The sequence below is a fragment of the Kribbella sp. NPDC104218 genome, from assembly GCF_055584105.1.
The window spans coordinates 2928511-2946745 of sequence record NZ_JBVJMQ010000001.1 but is presented as its reverse complement, the minus strand read 5'-3'; the positions used below and the strand labels follow the sequence as shown (position 1 = coordinate 2946745).

At 67.0% G+C, this 18235-nt stretch carries 18 protein-coding genes and 1 tRNA gene; 7 read left to right on the top strand and 12 right to left on the bottom strand.

Features of this window, described 5'->3' with window-relative positions; genetic code table 11:
• The first annotated feature begins 107 nt into the window (after positions 1-107).
• Positions 108-1715: an alpha/beta hydrolase gene (locus ACZ6ZD_RS13905; protein WP_465671748.1), complete on the top strand. Its 1608-nt coding sequence runs from the start codon at positions 108-110 to the stop codon at positions 1713-1715.
• Here ACZ6ZD_RS13905 and ACZ6ZD_RS13900 read toward each other — a convergent pair.
• The 10 genes from ACZ6ZD_RS13900 to ACZ6ZD_RS13855 form a co-directional block, all read right to left on the bottom strand.
• A complete protein-coding gene (locus ACZ6ZD_RS13900) occupies positions 1712-2230 on the bottom strand; it encodes a molybdenum cofactor biosysynthesis protein (protein WP_465671746.1) in 519 nt (172 codons plus the stop codon). The genes ACZ6ZD_RS13905 and ACZ6ZD_RS13900 overlap by 4 nt on opposite strands.
• 19 nt (positions 2231-2249) lie before the next feature.
• Positions 2250-2990 carry a phosphotransferase gene (locus ACZ6ZD_RS13895; RefSeq protein ID WP_465671744.1) on the bottom strand — a complete coding sequence of 247 codons (741 nt, stop codon included), beginning with the start codon at positions 2988-2990 and terminating at the stop codon, positions 2250-2252.
• Positions 2987-3979: a LacI family DNA-binding transcriptional regulator gene (locus ACZ6ZD_RS13890; protein ID WP_465671742.1), complete on the bottom strand. Its 993-nt coding sequence runs from the start codon at positions 3977-3979 to the stop codon at positions 2987-2989. Before ACZ6ZD_RS13890 ends, ACZ6ZD_RS13895 begins: the two co-directional genes overlap by 4 nt.
• A gap of 20 nt (positions 3980-3999) precedes the next feature.
• Positions 4000-4875 (bottom strand): carbohydrate ABC transporter permease, encoded by an 876-nt coding sequence (locus ACZ6ZD_RS13885; protein ID WP_465671740.1) that lies wholly within the window; start codon positions 4873-4875, stop codon positions 4000-4002.
• Positions 4872-5753, bottom strand: a complete 882-nt coding sequence (locus tag ACZ6ZD_RS13880) for an ABC transporter permease (RefSeq protein ID WP_465671738.1) — start codon at positions 5751-5753, stop codon at positions 4872-4874. Before ACZ6ZD_RS13880 ends, ACZ6ZD_RS13885 begins: the two co-directional genes overlap by 4 nt.
• Positions 5754-5785: 32 nt before the next feature.
• On the bottom strand, positions 5786-7405 hold the full coding sequence (locus tag ACZ6ZD_RS13875; RefSeq protein WP_465671736.1) for a type 2 periplasmic-binding domain-containing protein: 1620 nt from the start codon (positions 7403-7405) through the stop codon (positions 5786-5788).
• Positions 7406-7560: 155 nt separating this feature from the next.
• On the bottom strand, positions 7561-8415 hold the full coding sequence (locus ACZ6ZD_RS13870; protein WP_465671734.1) for a CARDB domain-containing protein: 855 nt from the start codon (positions 8413-8415) through the stop codon (positions 7561-7563).
• Between the two features lie 110 nt (positions 8416-8525).
• Entirely contained in the window at positions 8526-9266 is a 741-nt protein-coding gene (locus ACZ6ZD_RS13865) for a TrmH family RNA methyltransferase (RefSeq protein ID WP_465671732.1), read from the bottom strand.
• 9 nt (positions 9267-9275) lie between these two features.
• Positions 9276-9563 (bottom strand): DUF4287 domain-containing protein, encoded by a 288-nt coding sequence (locus ACZ6ZD_RS13860; protein WP_465671730.1) that lies wholly within the window; start codon positions 9561-9563, stop codon positions 9276-9278.
• 27 nt (positions 9564-9590) lie between these two features.
• The gene (locus tag ACZ6ZD_RS13855; RefSeq protein WP_465671728.1) at positions 9591-10946 is read right to left on the bottom strand and encodes a pyridoxal phosphate-dependent decarboxylase family protein; all 1356 of its coding nucleotides are present in this window, start codon (positions 10944-10946) and stop codon (positions 9591-9593) included.
• A gap of 55 nt (positions 10947-11001) precedes the next feature.
• Between ACZ6ZD_RS13855 and ACZ6ZD_RS13850 the strand changes: the two genes are divergently transcribed.
• Positions 11002-12156: an MFS transporter gene (locus ACZ6ZD_RS13850; protein ID WP_465671726.1), complete on the top strand. Its 1155-nt coding sequence runs from the start codon at positions 11002-11004 to the stop codon at positions 12154-12156.
• Between the two features lie 15 nt (positions 12157-12171).
• A tRNA-Thr gene (locus tag ACZ6ZD_RS13845) sits at positions 12172-12244 on the top strand.
• Positions 12245-12339: 95 nt separating this feature from the next.
• Here the strand turns inward: ACZ6ZD_RS13845 and ACZ6ZD_RS13840 are convergent.
• Positions 12340-12567, bottom strand: coding sequence for a hypothetical protein (locus ACZ6ZD_RS13840; protein WP_465671724.1), 228 nt, complete (start codon positions 12565-12567; stop codon positions 12340-12342).
• A gap of 337 nt (positions 12568-12904) precedes the next feature.
• Positions 12905-13807, bottom strand: a complete 903-nt coding sequence (locus ACZ6ZD_RS13835; RefSeq protein ID WP_465671722.1) for a hypothetical protein — start codon at positions 13805-13807, stop codon at positions 12905-12907.
• A 552-nt stretch (positions 13808-14359) separates the two neighbouring features.
• Here ACZ6ZD_RS13835 and ACZ6ZD_RS13830 point away from each other — a divergent pair.
• The 4 genes from ACZ6ZD_RS13830 (at position 14360) to ACZ6ZD_RS13815 (ending at position 18214) form a co-directional block, all read left to right on the top strand.
• A complete protein-coding gene (locus ACZ6ZD_RS13830; RefSeq protein WP_465671720.1) occupies positions 14360-15484 on the top strand; it encodes a helix-turn-helix domain-containing protein in 1125 nt (374 codons plus the stop codon).
• Positions 15477-16028 (top strand): PIN domain-containing protein, encoded by a 552-nt coding sequence (locus ACZ6ZD_RS13825; protein ID WP_465671718.1) that lies wholly within the window; start codon positions 15477-15479, stop codon positions 16026-16028. Before ACZ6ZD_RS13830 ends, ACZ6ZD_RS13825 begins: the two co-directional genes overlap by 8 nt.
• 748 nt (positions 16029-16776) lie before the next feature.
• Positions 16777-17649 (top strand): alpha/beta fold hydrolase, encoded by an 873-nt coding sequence (locus ACZ6ZD_RS13820; protein ID WP_465671716.1) that lies wholly within the window; start codon positions 16777-16779, stop codon positions 17647-17649.
• Position 17650: 1 nt separating this feature from the next.
• On the top strand, positions 17651-18214 hold the full coding sequence (locus ACZ6ZD_RS13815) for a CGNR zinc finger domain-containing protein (RefSeq protein ID WP_465671714.1): 564 nt from the start codon (positions 17651-17653) through the stop codon (positions 18212-18214).
• The last annotated feature ends 21 nt before the right edge of the window (positions 18215-18235 follow it).

The following is an 18235-nucleotide window of genomic DNA, read 5'->3' as shown; positions in this document are numbered from 1 at the left end:
TTCCGAAAGCCCAAGGGCGACGATTCGATCCAGACCGTAACGATTGTTGACCGCCTCCCGCCCCCGATAGTCGTAGGGCTCCGTTTCCTACCTCCCAAGGACGACGTATGCCGAGAATTCGTGCAGTGCTGGTGACGGCGATCGCCGTCGGCCTCGTGCTGCCAGTGGCGCCGGCCGCGACCGCGACCCCGAGTGCCGACACCCTGCCGCTGAACTCGACCGCCATCCCCGACCGCTTCGCGGCGCAACTGCTCGACTGGCACCTGTGCCGCGCCGACGAACTGCCGTTCGCGCCGCCGGCGGGCTCGGAGCACCTGGAGTGCGCGACCTACCGGACGCCGCGGGACTGGAACAACCCGGCCGACCGGCGGGAGCTCACGATCGCCGTCAGCCGGCTGCCATCGACCGGCGTGGCCAAGACCTCGGTGGTGATCAACCCGGGTGGCCCCGGTCAGCCCGGCCGGATCTTCGCCGCGAAGCTCCGCAGGCAGAAGGAGCTGCTGGCCGAGCAGGAGGTGATCGGCTTCGACGTCCGCGGCACCGGTCACAGCACGAATGTCAGCTGCGGCGGCGCTTTCGGCCGGATGGCGAGCGGCGACTCGCGCGACCGCACCGACGCCAACCTGCGGCTGCTGCTGAACAACACCAAGGAGATCGTCCAGGAGTGTCAGCGCAATGCCGGTGACCTCGGCCCGGTGATCAACACCCAGCAGACGATCAAGGACATGGACCTGCTCCGCGTGCTGCTGCGGCGGCCGAAGATCAACTACGTCGGCTGGTCCGGCGGGACATGGCTCGGCGCCTACTACGCGCAGGCTTACCCCAAGCGCGTCGGCAACTTCGCGCTGGACTCCGTGGTCCGCTTCACCGGCTCGTGGGAGGAGAACTTCCGCCGCCAGCCGATGGGCTACGAACGCAAGTGGCGGGTCGACTTCCTGCCCTGGATGGCGAAGTACGACAAGGTGTACGGCTTCGGCACCACCGCCGAGGGCGTGCGGCAGCAGTTCGAGGAGATGCGCAAGGTCATCGCGGCCGAGCCGATCGTGTACAACGGCGTCCGCTTGTCCCCGGACACCTTCGACCAGATCGCCCGCGACGGCATCTACCACACGGCGCAGTACCCGGCGACGGCGTCGACGCTGGTCGACATCCGCACGCTGACCACCGCGGCGCCCGCGGCGGCGAAGTCGGCGGCCGCACAGCGGATCCAGCAGCACCAGCAGGCTGTCGACACCGACCTGCAGGCCGCGCCGATGGCCGCGGACGCGCACCCGTCGACGTTCTGGTCGGTCCTCTGCAACGACGGGCCGTGGCCGACGACGGAGGACGGCGCCATCAAGCAGTCCCAGCAGTTCCTCGACGAGGGACTCACGCTCGCCGGCGGGCAGTGGATCATGCAGCCGTGCATGTACTGGAATCGGCCGCCCACGCAGTTCCCGGTGATCGACGGCAAGGGCGTCCCGCCGGTGCTGCTCGTCCAGTCCGAGCGTGATCCGGCGACGCCGATCGAGGGTGCGCTCGAAGCGCATGCGGGGTTCGCGAACTCGCGGCTGCTCACCGTGACCGACGAGGGCCAGCACGGGATCTACGCGAGCAACCCGCCGTACAAGAACATCCGGGTGGACGAGCTGGTCGACACCTTCCTGCTGACGGGCAAGCTGCCGGCGGAGAAGTCGGTGCCGGGTATGCCGCCGCTGCCGCCGCCGGGCGGCTAATCGAGGACGTCGAGCTCGGCCGGGCCGAGGCGGAGGACGCCCGAGGTGAGTGGGGTTGTGCGGACGCCGCCGCGGCCGCGCAGGCCCTTCATCGCGCCGGGGGCGAGGACGACGTTCATCCAGGCGCAGGGGTTGGCGGGTCGGTGGGCCTCGAAGGTCACCGGCCCGTCGCCCGAGTCCAGCGTGAAGCGCCGATAGGCGGTTGCGCCGGGAGGTGCGGCAAGAGTGTCGATAGGGAAGCCGCGGAGGACGATGTTCCGGCGCAGGAGGGTCGGGTCCGCAGGCGTCAGGAGGCCGAGCGCCTCGACCGCGGCGACGTCCAGGAAGGTGATGGCGGCGTTGTGGTGGATGCGCTGGGCGTAGTACCGGTCGCCGACGATGCCGAGGCCGGCCCGGACGTCGATGCTGGTTCGGCTGATCGGCTCGGGGTCGGGCCGCGGGCCGTCGGCCGGGCGGCCTTCGAAGGCGTGCACGGGTGAGACGACCAGAGCGACGATCTCGACCGGTGTCCGCACGCCCCCACGGTACGGCGGTTCAGCCCCAGGTCAGCGGATCCAGCATCCGGAAGAACTCGAGTCGCCGTTGATCCGGCTCCGGCAGCCCGTACGCCGCCAGGAACGGTCCGGGGTCGACCGACCACTCGTCGTACAGCTGGATGGTGGTCAGCGCGAGGTCGGCGTACCGGTCGGCGACGCCGAGCCGCCCGAGGTCGAGGAAACCGGTCACCCGCAGCGTGATCGGGTCGAAGAGCACGTTCGGCAGGCAGGCGTCCCCGTGACAGACCACGCGCTCCGCGACCGACTCCACATAGGGGCTCTCGGCAACGACTCGGTCGAGGAGCGACTGCACCGGCACCGCCCGCCACTCGTCGGTCAGGAACTCCGGATTCACCGCGCCCCGGCGGACGACGTCCGTCGCGACGGCAAGCACCGACGCCAGCGGTCGCTCGAACGGGCAGCCCGGGACCGAGTGCAGCTCGCGGAGCGCCCGCCCGAGACTCTCCATCGCCCCGAGCCAGGACGACGCCGGCAGGTCGATCCCCGCCACCCCCGGCACCGCGCTCGTCATCAGGCACGCACCGGACGCCGACTCCTGCCAATCGAGCACCGTCGCACCGGGGATCGGCGTCCCGGCGAGCCAGGCGACCCGATCCCGCTCCGCTGCCAGCTCGGCGACGTCCGCGCTGCACTTGGCGAACACGTCACCGCGCCGGTACACCGCCGCGCCCGACTCCCCGATGTCGATCGGCTCCCAGCCGGCGCCGGTCGGCTTCATCGCGACGACTCCCGCACGATCAGCTGCCAGGGGAAGTCGAAGACCTGGCCGTCCGCGCCTTCGCGATCGGTCAGCCGGCCGACGATGATCCGGGCCAGCGCCTCGTTGAAGCCGACCGGGCCGACCGTCGACAGCGACGGGTCCAAGTGCTCGCCCTCCGGGGTGTTGCCGACGCCGACCACGGCCAGATCCCGCGGGACGTCGATGCGCAGCCGATGCGCCGCCCGGACGACGGCGATCGCGGCGAAATCCGTCGTGCAGTAGATGGCCGAGGGCCGATCGGGCTTGCTCAGCAGCGTCATCGCGGCCCGGTAAGCGCCCTCCGGGTGCTGCTCGAAGACCTCGATGTCGTCGTCGACGATCGGCTTGCCGGCCGCCTTCAGCGTGTTCAGGTAGGCGTCGAACCGGGCGAAACCGGAGGTCCGCGAGGTGAGCGCGCCGACGCGGTCGTGCTGGGCGAGCAAATGCTCGACGGCGAGATGGCAGCGCGGCTCGGCCCCGGAGCGGATCACGTCGAACCCGCGCGGCTCCAGCGTCTCGCCGAAGGCGACGATCTGGACGCCCTGCGCCGCGAAGGTCGCCAGCTCGGCGATCTCCTCCGGCTCCGGGCCGACGCTGTCGATGAAGATGACATCCGGCGTCCGGTTGGCCAGGACGGTCCGCCAGTCGCCGTCGGCAACGATCAGCGCGGTCTTGCCGAGCGGGGCGACCGCCGTACTCACGGTCGACGCGACGGCCTGTGACCACGGATCGGCCAGCACGGTCAGCGAGAGCAGCACCAGATCCGACTTACCGGTCCGGATCGCGCGGGCGGCGTCGTTGCGCCGGTAGCCCAGCCGGGTCGCGACCTCGCGGACCCGGTCGGCCGTCGAGTCCTTGATCGTGTGACTGCGATGGCGCCCGGACAGCACGTAGGAGACGGTCGCGACCGAGACGCCTGCCTCTTTCGCGACCATCCGCAGTGTTGGCCGATCGGCCGGTGTCGACATAGGGACGATTCTTGCAGAAGTCAGCCCTTGACCGCGCCCGTGATGACGCCCTTGGTGAAATGCCTTTGCAGGAACGGGTAGACCAGTGCGATCGGGACCAGGGCAACGACCACGACCGCCATCTGCAGCGACTGCGGTTGCGGCAGCGGTTCGACGCCCAGTTGGTCTGCCGACAGCGACTTGCCCTGCAGGACGTACGTCCGCAGGATGACCTGAACCGGCCACTTCGAGGTGTCGTTCAGGTACAGCAGCGCGTTGAAGAAGGCGTTCCAGAAGCCGACCGCGTAGAACAGCCCGACCACCGCGATCACCGCCTTGGACAGCGGCATCACGATCCGGCGCAGGATCATGAAGTCACTGGCGCCGTCGATCCGGGCGCTCTCCAGCAGCTCGCCCGGCACGTTCATGAAGAAGGTGCGCAGGACAACGAAGTTGAACGCGCCGAGCGCACCCGGCAGGATCAGCGACCACAGGCTGTCCAGCAGGCCGAGCTGCTTGACCACCAGGAACATCGGAATGATCCCCGGCGCGAACAGCAAGGTGAACAACACCATCAGCAGGACCGGGCGCCCGAACAGCACCGGCCGGGACGTCGCGTACGCCAGCGCGATCGTCACGGCGAGCGCGATCGCCGTACCGACCAGCGTGACGAAGACGCTGACCAGGATCGCCCGGCCCATCAGGCCGCCGCTGAACAGCGTCTCGTACGCCTTCAGGGTCGGATGCGACGGCCACAGCACGTAACCGCCGGCGTCGATGATGTCCTGGTCGCTGGCCAGCGACGTCGACACCACGACCAGGATCGGGACGACGATCGCGAGCGCGAAGCCGCCGAGGACGACCGCCTTGATCGCCTGGTACGCCGGGGCCGGATTCTCCTTCCACACCGGCCTCATGAGCCACCCCTCCGCTGGAAGATCCCCGGCTCACCGAGCCGATGGGCGAGCGAGTTCGCACCCCACAGCAGCAGGGCTCCGACGACGCCCTTGGCCAGCCCGGCCGCGGCTCCGCTGCTCCAGTCGCCGCCGACGACGCCCGCGTAGTACGTGAACGTGTCCAGCACTTCGGCCGCCCCGGGCCCGACCGAATCGCGTTGCAGGATGAACTGTTCGAAGCCGACGCTGAGGATGTCGCCGATCCGGAGGATCAGCAGCAGCACGATCACCGTCCGCAGGGCGGGCAGCGTGATGTGCCACAAGCGGCGCCACCGGCCGGCGCCGTCCGCGGCCGCCGCCTCGTACAGCGAGACGTCGACCGTGGTGAGCGCGGCCAGGAAGATGATCATCGCCCAGCCGGCGTCCTTCCAGACCAGCTGCGCGACGACGAGCAGCGGGAAGGTGTCGGGGTTCGTCATGAACGGGATCGGGTCCAGCCCGGCCTGCCGGAGCAGGTTGTTGACGAACCCGGCCCCGCCCAGCGACTGCTGGAACAGCGTCACGACCAGTACCCAGGACAGGAAGTGCGGCAGGTAGGCGATGGTCTGGAACCAGCGCCGGATCCGGTTGCTGACCAGGGAATCCACGATCAGCGCGAGCGCGATCGGCACCGGGAAGAACAGCAGCAACTGGACGCCGGCGAGAATCAGCGTGTTCCGCAACGCGTCCCAGAAGTCGGGGTTGGCGTACAGGTTGACGAAGTTCTGCAGGCCGTTCCACTCGCTGTGCATGATGCCGAGGTACGGCTGGAAGTCCTGGAACGCGACCACGTTCCCGAGCACCGGCAGGTAGAAGAACAACAGCAGGAAGACGACGCCGGGGACCATCAGCAGAACCATCTGCCAGTCCCGGCGCCACCGCTCGGCGAACCTCACGAGACCGGCACGCTCGCCGGCAGGACGGCGGCGAACTCGTCCCGCATCTTGTCACCGCCGCCGGACTTCCAGCGCTTGAGCGCCGCGTCGTACGCGCCGATCTGCTGCCGGCCGGTGACGATGTCGACGATCGTGTCCCGGAACGCCGCGGTCAGCTTCGGGCCAACCTTGCTGCTGGTGTCGGAGTAGGTGCCCGCGGTCGGGTTCCGCATCGCGAACTTCAGCAGCTCCTGCTCGGTGGCGTGGATCTTCCGCGTGTCGTCGGGGAAGGCCGGGTTGAAGATCACGCTCTCCGGCGAGTTCATGATCGTCAGCGCGCTGACCAGACCGGGCGCCTGCTGGGTGCCGGCCTTGGTCAGCACCGGGTTCCGCTTCGCGTCGAGCTGGTACTGCTGCCCCTCGACGCCGAAGTTCTTCTGCAGGTACTCCTTGGTCCCGAACGGCGCCGACAGGTAGTCCATCAGCGCGAGCAGCTCGCGGATCCGGCCCTCGTCGGTCTGCTTGAACGGTGTGAACCCGACCGTCCCGTAGCCCATGTCGTAGACGGGCTTGGCCTTTCCGTCATGACCGAACGGGATCAGCGTGTCCACGAACAGCGTCGGGTCGAGCGCCCGGAAGTCCGCGGTGGCGCGCGGGCCGACGGTGACCTGCGCGGCGATCTGGCCGTTCACGGTCTTCGGCGTCGCGTCGGCCAGGTTGAGATCCGGGTAGAAGACCTTGGCCGCCCAGAGCTTCGCGGCGTACTCGACGGCGGCCCGGTAGTTGTCGGTCTCGTAGAGGTGGGTGAGCGAGCGGTCGGCGTTCACCCGCCAGCCGTTCGGGGCGCCGAACCACTCGCCGAACATGTGCAACATGTTGATGATCGCGGGCTCGAGCGCGTAGTTCGTACCGTTGCTCAGCTCCTTGCACTTGGCGAAGAACTCGTCCGCGCTGGTGCTCTGCAGACCGCCGACCTTCGCCCAGGTCCGCGGGTTGCCCATCATCACCTGGCCGAACGGCGTCGACGGGATCGGCGCGCCCCAGATCTTGCCGTTGACAACGGCCGTCCGCCAGGACGCCGGCTTCAGCGCGGCCAGGTTCGGATACTCCAGGACGGCGTCCCCGGACAGGTACTTGGTCAGGTCCTGGAACTTCGCCTCCAGCATCGGGCCGATGTTCGGGATACCCTGGTTCGGCGGCAGCCACATCAGGTCGGGCAGCGAGTCGCTGGCCAGGAGCGTCGCGAACTTCTCCGGGTACCCCGGGTCGGTGCCGATGGTCAGCTTGAGGTCGGCGCCGAGCGCCTGGTTCAGCGCCTGCCACATCGGGTTGCTGCCCATCGGCGGCGGCGGCGTCGCGAACGTCTCGGTCAGCGCGGTGACGGCGTTCTTCAACGGCGGCGCCTTGACGCTGGCGACGGCGTCCGCCGGGAACTGCAGGAAGCCGGGCTCGAGCCCGGTCTCGGCGCCGGCCAGATCGGGCCGCAGCCCGGCGAACGGCCGGTACGTCGGCAGCTTCAGCTCACCGGACGCCTTCGCGCCACCGCTCGCGGTACCCCCGTCACCGCAACCGGCCAACGCGCTCCCGGCGACCACCGCCGCCCCGGAAACCTGCAGAAATCGCCGCCGACTGATCATAGCTGCTCCAAGCCACAGTAGAGTGCTCACTAACGCTCACTTAAACGTTAATCCGGACGGTAAATCACGGCACCCACTGCTGGCAAGGGACAAAACAGAACCGGCGGCCGCCGGAGGTGTGAACCCCTGGCGACCGCCGGCCGGCGGTGCTCAGCTCAGCAGCGGACCATCCCGAGCAGGCCGGAGCAGCTGCGGGTGGCCTTGTTGTTGGCCGCGACCGGGTCGGACGGCGAGCCGGCCGTGCGCTGCGCCGTACCGACGAAGGAGCCCGTCGCCAGCATCGGCGCCTCACCCGTGAACGTCCGGGTCACGCTGGCGCCGCTGGCCAGCGAGGCGACGGCGCAGTTCAGGTTGCGCGTGGTGCCGACGCGGGTGCAGCCGTTCGTCCCGACGTACGTCAGGTTGGACGACAGCGACGCGGCGACGTTGATACCGGTCGCCGCCCCCGGGCCGTTGTTCTTGATCGTCGCGGTGTAGGTGATCTTGGACTTCGAGCCGCCCTGCACCGAGCCGGTCAGCGACACCGCGATATCGGCCGCGGTGGCCGGCGGGGTGCCGCCGATCACCATGTCCGGGCCGGAGGTGATGTCGAACGAGTAGTTGTCGCCGACGAGCTGCGTCCGCAGGATCCAGTCACCGAAGACCGGGTTGTCGATCACCTTGAGCGTGTAGGTGACCTCACGGGAACCGCCCGGCTCCAGGTCACCGAACGAGGAGCGGACGTGGCCGTCGTACTCGTAGCAGTTGCCGCTGCAGGAGACGAGCGTGACCCGGTCGAGCAGGATCGAGTCCTTCGAGTACAGGGCTCCCTTCGCGCCGATGAGCGTGAAGGTCTCCTTGTTGAACAGCGTCTGGTGGACCGTGAACACGGTCCCCGGCTGGAGCTGGGTCTGGCTGGCCGTGACCGTGCTGGTCGGCGGGTCCTCAGCCATCGCCGTCGCCGGAGCGATCAGGCTGGCGCCGGCGACGATCGTCACCAGCGCAGCACGAAGCAGATTCGTGGCACGCACGATATTCCCCCCACTATTCGACTGAATACTTCCCCCACCGCCGAAACGGCGATGCAGCAGATTATGCTGCCCGCGCCGACGACGCACAACTACTCGAATCAGCCGTTTGTTCAGCGGTTGGTGACTTCGAAGGCGACGATCGCGGCCGCGACGGCGACGTTCAGCGACTCGACGCCGGCCTGCAGCGGGATCTGCAGATCGGAGTCGGTGGGCACGCTGATGCCGTTGGTCTCGCCGCCGAGAACGTAGACCGCGCGGGGCGCGAGCTCGGTCCGGAACAGCGAGTCCTTCGAGCGGGCGGACAGGCCGTAGACGTGGTAGCCCGCCGCGCGGAGCAGGTCGATCGCGGTCTTCGCCGTCGAGGTGTTCACGATCGGCGCCTGGAACGCGACGCCGGCCGACGCCTTGATGACGAGCGGCCCGACGTGCGGCGTACCGGCCCTGGGCAGGATGACGCCGTCGAAGCCGGCGCCGGTCGCCGTCCGCAGGATCATGCCGACGTTGCCGGGGTTGGTGACACCGTCGAGCAGGAAGACGTTCGTCGGCCGCTTGCCGCGGGCGCGGACGAACTCCTCCAGCGGAGTCATCCGCGGCGCGTTCACATCCGCGACGACGCCCTGGTCGTGTTTGCCGTTCCCGGCCAGCCACTTCACCCGACTCGCGGTCGCCCGCTCCACCGGCGTCCCGGTCCGGTCGGCCGCGCGCAGGATCTCCTGCAGCGAGCCGCCCGTCGCGTTGTCGGCCACGACCACCTTCGCCACCGACAACTTCGGGTCGTCCAAGGCCTCGAGCACCGGCTTCCGCCCGAAGATCGTGATCCACTTGTCCCGCGGCGACTTCTTCCCGTCCACCCGCCTAACCTACTGGAGCGGGTTGGTCGCCTTGCCATCCAGCCACAGGGTGTTCGACTTGTCGCCGTGCGGCCCCGGGCGGCCGACATGTTTGTCGGAGATGGTCGGGCCGTTCTTGATCACGTGGACGAGCGCCATCGCGTGCCCGCGGCCGAGGTCGTGCTCCGTCTTGAGCCAGTCGCAGATCACGGTCGCCTTGGCATCGGCGTACCCCTTGGCCTTCGCCTGCTCGACCAGCGCCCGCGGGGTCAGGCCGGTCTTCTCCTCGATCTTGTCCAAGTACGCCTGGAACGACATGGATTCCTGCTTTCGGTAGGAGTGTCTTCACCCCTGCGTCGAGCGGCCGCGCGCGTTTTCGACACCCCTCCGAATGATTTCGACGGTTCGGTCGACATCCGCCGCGGACGTCGTCCAGTTCGAGACCGAGATCCGCATCGCGGGCCGGCCTCGCCAGGTGGTTCCGGAGAGCCACGCCGTCCCGTCGTCCTGGATGCTCTTGACGATCTGCGGCGTGTCAGCGCCGAAGCTGACCAGGACCTGGTTGAGCGTCACCTCGTTCAGCACGTAGGGCTGGAGCTGCGCCGCGAACCGTTGGGCCATCGCCTGGCACCGGACGACGAGCTCCACGATCCCGCTCCGGCCGAGGGCGCGGAGGGCGGCGTACACGGCGAAGCCCCGCGCTCGGCGGGAGAACTCCGGGTTGTAGTCCAACGGATCGCGCTTCTCGGCGTCATGGATCAGGTACGACGCCCGCACGGCCATCGCCGCTTGATGAGCCTCGGGGTGCGCGCAGAAGACCAGGCCGGAGTCGTAGGGGACGTTCAGCCATTTGTGGGCGTCGGTTGCCCACGAATCCGCCTGGGCCAGGCCCGGGATCGGCGTACTGAGCGTGCTCCAGAGGCCGAAGGCGCCGTCCACGTGCACCCAGGCCTCGCCGGCCAGGGCGCAGATCTCGTCGAGTGGGTCGATCGCGCCGGTGTTGACGTTCCCCGCCTGCGCGCAGACGATCGTCGGATCGTCGCGCAGTTCCTTCGCGAGCGCATCCGGGCGCATGCGGCCCTGGTCGTCCACCTCGATCGGGACGATGCAGCGCGTCCCCAGCCCGAGGAACCGCAGCGCCCGGTCGATCGTGTCGTGCCGCTCGGCGCCGACCAGCACCCGGATCGGCGGAGCGCCCACCAGGCCGTCGACCTCGACGTCCCAGCCCGCGTTTCGGAGTACGGCGTTCCGCGCGGCCGCGAGCGCGGTGAAGTTCGCCATCTGGCCGCCGGTCACGAAGCCGACCGACGTCTGCTCGGGCAGTCCGAACAGCTCGACCAGCCAACCCGCGGCGATCTCCTCGACCATCGATGCGGCGGGGGCGGCGGCGTACAGGCCTGCGTTCTGGTCCCAGACCGTTGCCAGCCAGTCGGCCGCGAGCGATGCCGGGGTGGCGCCGCCGATCACGAAGCCGAAGAACCGGCCGCTGCCGGTCGCCACCAGGCCGCCTTCGACAGCTTCTGCCAAGTTCTGGACTACTTCGATCGGGTCGGCGGGGTGCTCGGGGAGCTCGCCGCCCAGGCGCTTGCGCAGCTCGTCCGCCGACACCGACGCGCCGACCGGGCGCTCCGGCAGACCCTGCAGATACGTCATCGCCCGCGCGTACGCCTCGCCGAGCGGTCCCTCCCAATCCGGCTCCATTCCTCCTTTGTACGTTCCGGCGTACAGTGCCGCCAACCGTCTGGGGAGGAACCGTATGAGTCGCTGGTCCGCCATCGTCGGCTACTCACTCGTCGGGGCCGCCACCCAGCTCGTCTGGCTCAACTTCGCCGGCGTCACCACCGTCGCCGCCGACCACTACGGCGTCTCCGAAACCGCGATCGGCTGGCTCGCCCAGGTCTTCCCGCTGCTGTACGTCGTCCTGTCGGTCCCTTGCGGCCTGTTGCTGGACCGCTGGTTCCGCCCGGCCCTACTCGCGGGCGCCGTCCTCACCACCCTGGGCGCCTTGGTTCGGCTGGGCGGCGACAGCTTCGCCTGGCTCCTGACCGGCCAGCTCCTCGCCTCGATCGCCCAGCCCCTGGTACTGAACGCCGTCACCGGCATCACCGCCCGCTATCTGCCGGTCAAGTCCCGCCCCACGGGCGTCGCCATCGGCACCGCCAGCATCTTCGCCGGCATGCTCCTCGCCTTCCTCCTCAGCGCCGTCCTCCCCACCGCCGCCGACCTGCACACCATGCTCCTCGCGACCGCCGCCTTCTGCGTGACAGCCACCGCCGTCCTGGCCGTAGCCCTCCGCCACCCCAGCCCAACCGAAGCGGCCACCCAACCCACCTTCGCCGCCCTCCGCACCGCCTGGTCCGACCCCCTCATCCGCCGCCTCGCCCTCCTGGCCACCTTCCCCTTCGGCGTCTTCGTTGCCCTCAGCACCTTCGCCCAGCCCCTCCTCGAACCAGCCGGCATCCCCAACACCACCGCCAGCCTGATCCTCCTCCTCAACGTCATAGCCGGCGTCCTCGGCAGCGCCCTCATCCCCATCTGGACCGCCCGCCACCACACCGAGTCCCCCTACCTCCTAGCAGCCCTCTCCCTAACCGCCCTCTCCCTCCTCCTCCTCGCCGTGGCCCCCTCCACCCCCACAGCCCTCATCACCATCACCCTCATCGGCCTACTCCTCCTCCCCGCCCTCCCCGTAGTCCTAGAACTAGTAGAACGCCGCTCCCCCACCACCCAAGCCACCGCCACCAGCCTCATCTGGCTAGCCGGCAACGCCGGCGGCCTCCTAGCCGCCACCGCCACCGGCCTCCTCGTCAACCACCCCCTCCCCGCCTTCCTCCTCCTAACCCTCCTCCCCCTCCTAGCCCTCCCCGGCGCCCACACCCTCCGCCACCACCTAACCCCCACCACCCGCTAAACTGACCCCGCACCCGCCGACGTGGCGCAACTGGCAGCGCACCGCTCTTGTAAAGCGGTGGTTAGGGGTTCGAGTCCCCTCGTCGGCTCTTTGAACTGGGCTTATGCCCGAGCGGTGATGAAGTTGTGAGCCTCAACTCATCACTTACTCACCGCTTTCCCTCCCCGAACGTCGAGTTTGCCATCACAGCTCGGGGCCCGCCGGTGGTTGTCGATCCTGGTCATCGATCGGCCTGAGAGCCTCATTGAGGATGCGGGCGGCCTCCGGATTGAGCACCTTCCGACCGACGTAGGCGTTCATCGTGGTGGTCGTGTCGGCCTGGCCGAGCTGGTCGGCGATCTTGCGAGCGGACTGGCCGCCGTCGTCCAGGATGGTCGCGGTCGTCTTCCGGAGCTTGTGCCGATTTTGCATGCCGACGTCAATGAGATGTCGGCAGCCCAGTATCGTGCCGCGGCCCCAATCCCTTGCGAGTCCCTCAACGCGCTTCGATGTTTCTACAGACCCGCACCTGCTCGTGCGTTACCGGGTGCCGGTGCCTACGTGATGTCTCTTGCTACCGGCCAAGGACACGAGTTGCATGCGGCGTCCAGAACCTGTTGCGAATAATTGCGCCCTTTAGAGGCGGGCCGGCTCGTAGGGTGGACAATGGCACCGGGCGCAGCCTGAATATCGGCAGGTAGCCGCACGCCCCGATGGGCTATGCTCGTTGCGAATCCCCACGTATCAGCGTGCTGGCCTGGGCTATCGGCTATGTCCTACGCCGCGACCTCCGCCGCCACCGAATCAACGCCAAAACGGCCAGCAGGTCGACCAGCCGGGGTTCCCGCACTTGGGTCTCGGGCGCCAACTGTGCGTGGTTGTGACCGCGTCTCGCGGCCTTCCGCTGCTCGCGCTTCGCCCGCCGCCTGGCCTCTCCGGCAGCGTACGCGTCGATCTCGTCTTGATTGAATATCTTGAGGAGGAGACCGCCAAGGTCATCATCGACCAGCGCAATGAGTCCAAAAGCCCCGACGGCGCCCAGGAGGGATGAACCAAGGATGCCGAATCCGAGAGCAGTGGATTTAGGTTCCCAGTCGTAGTGGTTAGAGAATGCGAAGAATAGTGAGATCGGGATGCCAGCGCCAACGAGGGCGGCACCTCCCACTAGGGATACCCGGTGGCCGACTCGCAGCAGTCGACCACTCTCCTCTGCCACTTGCTGCCCGACGTCGCTTTGAAGCAGACGGAGTCGGGCTGCCGCGCGTGCTGTCCAGCGCGTGTGAAACGAGGCCCACGAACTCAGCATGATCGAGCCGAGCAGGCACCATCCCAGAACTGTCGACTGCGGATCGACAGCCCAACCGTGACGGCCAAAGTCGACCGTGATCCAACCGAAGTAGATCGCCGATGCGACGAAAGCCGACAGCGTGACCAGATCCGAGACCGTGATGGTGGGGTACCGGCTGTAGGCGATGAGTTCCATCGCTCGCCGGCCCATGTCCTCCCGCAGCGCGTCTTTAGCCTTCTCGGGAAGCGCTTCGACCAGCGTCGCGTCGGCTCCGAGGTCACGGCGGTGCCGGGCGACGCTGCGAATGCTCGGGCCGAGGAGAATCCCAAGAACGACCGTTACGACGGGGACTACGTACGGTGCTAGCTCCAGGAAACGACGCATATCTGATCTTCCATGATGTTGTCTGATCCGCGCTGCACCTTTGGCGGCACACCAGTTGTGAACTAGCGAAGTCGCTCGCGTTGGTTCGACTGGCCGTACATGCAGCGGCGGCTGGGCGCCCTGAGACGCGGCCCGCTCCCACACGGCGTGACGCGTTACCAGTCCTCTCCGCCGACGAGCGTGGTGTCACCTAGCGTGATGCGTTGCGTATTGAGACCGCCCGTAGGTAGTGTTAGAAGGTTCTTGACGCTGAGTAGTAGCGCTGTGACGCCCGCCGCGATGGAGCGAGCGGACTGAGCCGTTTGACCACAGCTCTTAGCGAGCTAGGTTTCGCCTCCCTGACAGCTGGCCGACTCTGACCCCAGGCGGCCAGATGATGCGCCACCACCGCGCGGCATAGACCGGTTTCGGTGGAAGTCCGCCGAACAGGAAGATCGATCCCAACTCTTGCAGTGCTCGTACTGTCATCTCCACACACTCGTTCTGCCGCCTGCCGGGCCTCAGTCGGCGTCTCTGTGACACAGACTTGCCTCATGTGCGAAAATCTCACATATGGACAAGGTGCGGCTCGGCCAGCGGCTTGCAGAAGCCCGCGAACTCGCCGGTATGACACAGGAGAGTGTCGGGCGTGAGGTGGGCCTTGACAGGACCGCAATCGTCCTGCTCGAGAAGGGCGAGCGGAACCTCAAGGTGCCCGAACTTGTCAGGATCGCACAAGCGTTGGGCCGGCCACTCTCCTATTTCGTGGAAGAGCCCGTGCCAGCGGCGGTGAGTCGACGATCAGCCCCACAAGCGGCTCACGACTCTACGCGGGCATTGGATGCGGAGATCGACCAGTTCGCGGCGGACGTGCGCGGACTCATGGAGTTGGGTCTCCTCGCATCGGTCACGCGCGTGCAAGATGCGCGCGTTCCACGAACACACGCTGAAGCTGAGAATGCCGCGGTACGGTTCCGAAAAGAGCTAGCTCTCGACGCAGCGCCTATCGACGACCTGGGGCGAGCCTGCGAGGGGTTAGGGCTGTACACGCTCGCAGCACCGCTTGGCGATGCCGGTCCGGATGGCGGCTGTGTTGAGGTTACCGCCAGAACTGGAGCGCTGGGCGTCGCGGTAATCAACGCAGACGCCGGCTCGGGCCGGCGCCGCATGACTCTGGCCCATGAGCTCGGACACTGGGTGTTCGGCGATGCCTACGACACAGAGGCATCTCTTGATAACGAGCCAATGATCAACTCTTTCGCGATCCACTTCCTTGCTCCCCGTGCTGCGGTCACGAAGGTGTGGTCAGAGAACAGTACGTGGTCGCAACGCGATCGCGCGCTAGCAGTGGGAGTCGCCTTTCGGCTGAGTTGGTCGGCCACAATCTCGCAGTTGCGGAACCTCAAGCTCCTGACGCATGAAGAACGCGATCAGTTGAGCAAGATCGAACCGCGGTCGGGTGACTACTTACGGCTTGGGCTCTCCTGGAATGAAGAGCTCGAACACCCGTATCTCTCGCCAGGCTTCATCGCTGCCTGTCTAAGGGGCTACACCTCGTCGACATTCACCGCGTCCCGAGTCCTCGAGCTTCTCCGCGGCCAGCTAGATGCTGGCGATCTGCCGGAAGTGGAGCCGCCGAGACTGGACGATCTTCGACGATCCTTCGCAGACCACAGCAGGTCACTGCCGGATGCTTGACTCACAACCGTGGGTCACAGACACGAGCGTCTACACCCACCTCTCACGAGCCGGCCACCTCCAGATCCTTCGAGACCTGGCACCCGGTGGAATTGTCCTTGTGCCCGACGATGTAGATGCTGAGATTCAGACGGGCCAAGAGAATTACTCCGGAATCGCCAGTGTGGGGGCAATGCCTTGGATCCAGTTGGCGGTGCTGACCGAGGAGGAGGTAGGCACCCAACTCATCCTCAAGGCGGCGATGGGCGGAGATCCAACCGAGCACCTGGGCGAGTGCGCTGTCATCGCTTGCGCGATGCACCGTGATCTCACGGCCCTATTGGACGAGCGTCGTGCAATCGCCCAAGCAGATCTCCGAGACGTGCCGAGTCACGACACCTTGTGGCTGGTTGTGGAGGCTTATGCCACGCTCTTCAACTTTGACCGCGATCGCGCCGCCCGGGTCGTGGATGACCTGATCGACACCGACATGTACCTTCCCATCGAGTCCGGCTCGAGCCTCTTCGCTTGGGCCTTCGAAGAAGGTCTGCTCCCAAGGGAATAGACAAGGCTCCTGCGGCGGACCGCGTTCGTGTCTTGCCGACGGCGCGAGGTTCCCGTACTCAGGCTCCAGCAGACGACGACGCCAGTCTTGCTAGTCCAGCGACCGCAGGCTATCGAACGCGAAGAAACAGCGTGTCGTTCAGTCGGAGGCGCCCGCAGCCTGAGTCGTGGAACAGAAGAGTGATCGCTTGAATCTCACGTCGGCTGTTGACAGCTTGGCGGGCGCTACAGCTCCGAGAGCACAGCCGGCCAGATTGGCGAGTTCAAGCGTCTGGTTAAGGTGCGTGTGGGCTCGGGCTGGGTCCATCAGTGCTAGCTGATCGAGGCGCCGACCGCATCCGTGCAGTTGGTGCTATCACTGGCGTCTAGCGAGCTCACCTGATAATGCACCTCATTCGACGACAAACAGCAGCGATGGTCGACAAACTCCCACATGCCTTGAGGCGCATATGTGCCAGGTGATGTACAGCAATGTGGCTTTTGGCCCAACACCGACAAGTCTGGCACGAGACAGCGGCGGTTAGGGGTTCGAGTCCCCTCGTCGGCTCACTGTGATCTCCCAAGAGGTCTTGGACAGACCGGACCCCTGATCAGGGGTCCGGTTTTTCTTTTGGGTGATCCCTGGGGGTCCAAGGGTTTGGGCGGCGGATTTGTGGTAACCCGTAAAGGGTCGCAAGACGGTTACTGCGGCGCCGCCGGGAGAGGAGTTCACGATGAAGTTTGCTGCTAAGCCGAGGCATCGTTATCGGGTGGTGCGGGGGCGGCGGGTCTATTACCGGGAGGCTGGGGTGCCGTCGGGGGTGGCGGTGGTGTTGTTGCATGGGTCGCCTAGTTCGTCGTACTCGTTCCGGGACGTGCTGCCGGGGTTGGGGGAGGGTGCGTATGTGGTGGCGCCTGATCTGGTGGGGTTCGGGTTCTCGGAGGCGCCGGGGGTGGATGAGTACGAGTACACGTTCGACAACCTTTCTCGGGTGGTCGATGCGCTGCTCGAGAGTCTCGGGGTGGAGAGGTATGTGCTGTATGTGACTGATTTCAGTACGCCGGTTGGGTACTACATGGCCACTCGGCAGCCGGAAAGGGTGTTGGGGCTGGTGGTGCAGAACGGCAATGCTCATGAGGCGGGGCTGAATGAGGGGTGGGATACGCCGCGCCGGTTCTGGGCGGAGCCGACCGAGGAGAACAAGGCGGCGATGCCGGAGTGGCTTGATTTCGAGGGCACGCGCAACACGTACCTCGCGGGGTTGCCGGAGCACCTGGAGGAGTTGCATCCGCAGGAATCGTGGCACCTTGACTGGGAGCGGATGTCGAGGCCGGGCAACGTCGACGTCCATGACCGGCTCTTTCACGACTACCGCAAGCATGTGGCTCGCTTCGGCGAGATCGCGGAGTATCACGCGGCGCATCAGCCGCCCTGCTTGATGTTGTGGGGTAGGCACGACGTCTTCTTCGATATGGCCGAGATCTTCGCCTACCACGACGAGCTGAACACCTTCGACGCGCACATCTACGATGCCGGGCACTTCCTGCTGGAGACGCACTCGGCCGAGGTCACCGACCTTCTGGTGACCTTTGTCGGGGATGTCTTCAGTCGCGCCCGGGTGACCGCGCACGCCGGGGAATGAGATGAGCCGGACGACGGTCTGGGTGGCGGGCCACTTCATCGCCGGCGATGTCGCGCTGGACTTCGCGAATACTGTCTATCGCCGCCAGCCGGAACCAGGGCCTGACCTCTTCACCGACGCCGAATCACTCGTCAGCTGGCTCACCCGCGCAGGCCTTCTCACTGTCGCCTGCTCGGCCAGCGACGCCGTATTGGCCAATGCTCGAGCCCTCCGTGCGGTGCTCTGGGGCGTCTTCGATGCCCAGAGCAACCGTCTCCCGGTCTCCGCGGATGCGCTCTCGGCGTTGCTCGACGTTGCCCAAGACGGCAGTGCTGAAATCGTCGCGAGCCCTGATGGCTCCATGACCTCGGCTGACGTCGAGGGGGCTCTCGCTGTTCTGGCGCTGCGTGCCATCAGCGTCGTCATGCGCCCGCCTCGACAGGGCATCCACGCCTGTGATCGCTGTGGCTGGTTCTTCATCGACTCTTCCCGAGGACGGCGGCGCCGGTGGTGCAGCATGAAGACCTGCGGCAACCAGGCCAAAGCCGCCCGATACCGGTCCGCTCACTCCGCTGAAACGATTTAGGTTCGTGATGAATACCAAGAG

Coding starts and splice junctions, on each gene's coding strand:
- ACZ6ZD_RS13905 (WP_465671748.1), top strand. CDS start 108: ATGCCGAGAATTCGTGCAGTGCTGGTGACGGCGATCGCCGTCGGCCTC.
- ACZ6ZD_RS13895 (WP_465671744.1), bottom strand. CDS start 2,990: ATGAAGCCGACCGGCGCCGGCTGGGAGCCGATCGACATCGGGGAGTCG.
- ACZ6ZD_RS13875 (WP_465671736.1), bottom strand. CDS start 7,405: ATGATCAGTCGGCGGCGATTTCTGCAGGTTTCCGGGGCGGCGGTGGTC.
- ACZ6ZD_RS13840 (WP_465671724.1), bottom strand. CDS start 12,567: ATGCAAAATCGGCACAAGCTCCGGAAGACGACCGCGACCATCCTGGAC.
- ACZ6ZD_RS13830 (WP_465671720.1), top strand. CDS start 14,360: ATGGACAAGGTGCGGCTCGGCCAGCGGCTTGCAGAAGCCCGCGAACTC.
- ACZ6ZD_RS13885 (WP_465671740.1), bottom strand. CDS start 4,875: ATGAGGCCGGTGTGGAAGGAGAATCCGGCCCCGGCGTACCAGGCGATC.
- ACZ6ZD_RS13860 (WP_465671730.1), bottom strand. CDS start 9,563: ATGTCGTTCCAGGCGTACTTGGACAAGATCGAGGAGAAGACCGGCCTG.
- ACZ6ZD_RS13835 (WP_465671722.1), bottom strand. CDS start 13,807: ATGCGTCGTTTCCTGGAGCTAGCACCGTACGTAGTCCCCGTCGTAACG.
- ACZ6ZD_RS13815 (WP_465671714.1), top strand. CDS start 17,651: ATGAGCCGGACGACGGTCTGGGTGGCGGGCCACTTCATCGCCGGCGAT.
- ACZ6ZD_RS13890 (WP_465671742.1), bottom strand. CDS start 3,979: ATGTCGACACCGGCCGATCGGCCAACACTGCGGATGGTCGCGAAAGAG.
- ACZ6ZD_RS13850 (WP_465671726.1), top strand. CDS start 11,002: ATGAGTCGCTGGTCCGCCATCGTCGGCTACTCACTCGTCGGGGCCGCC.
- ACZ6ZD_RS13825 (WP_465671718.1), top strand. CDS start 15,477: ATGCTTGACTCACAACCGTGGGTCACAGACACGAGCGTCTACACCCAC.
- ACZ6ZD_RS13880 (WP_465671738.1), bottom strand. CDS start 5,753: ATGGTTCTGCTGATGGTCCCCGGCGTCGTCTTCCTGCTGTTGTTCTTC.
- ACZ6ZD_RS13855 (WP_465671728.1), bottom strand. CDS start 10,946: ATGGAGCCGGATTGGGAGGGACCGCTCGGCGAGGCGTACGCGCGGGCG.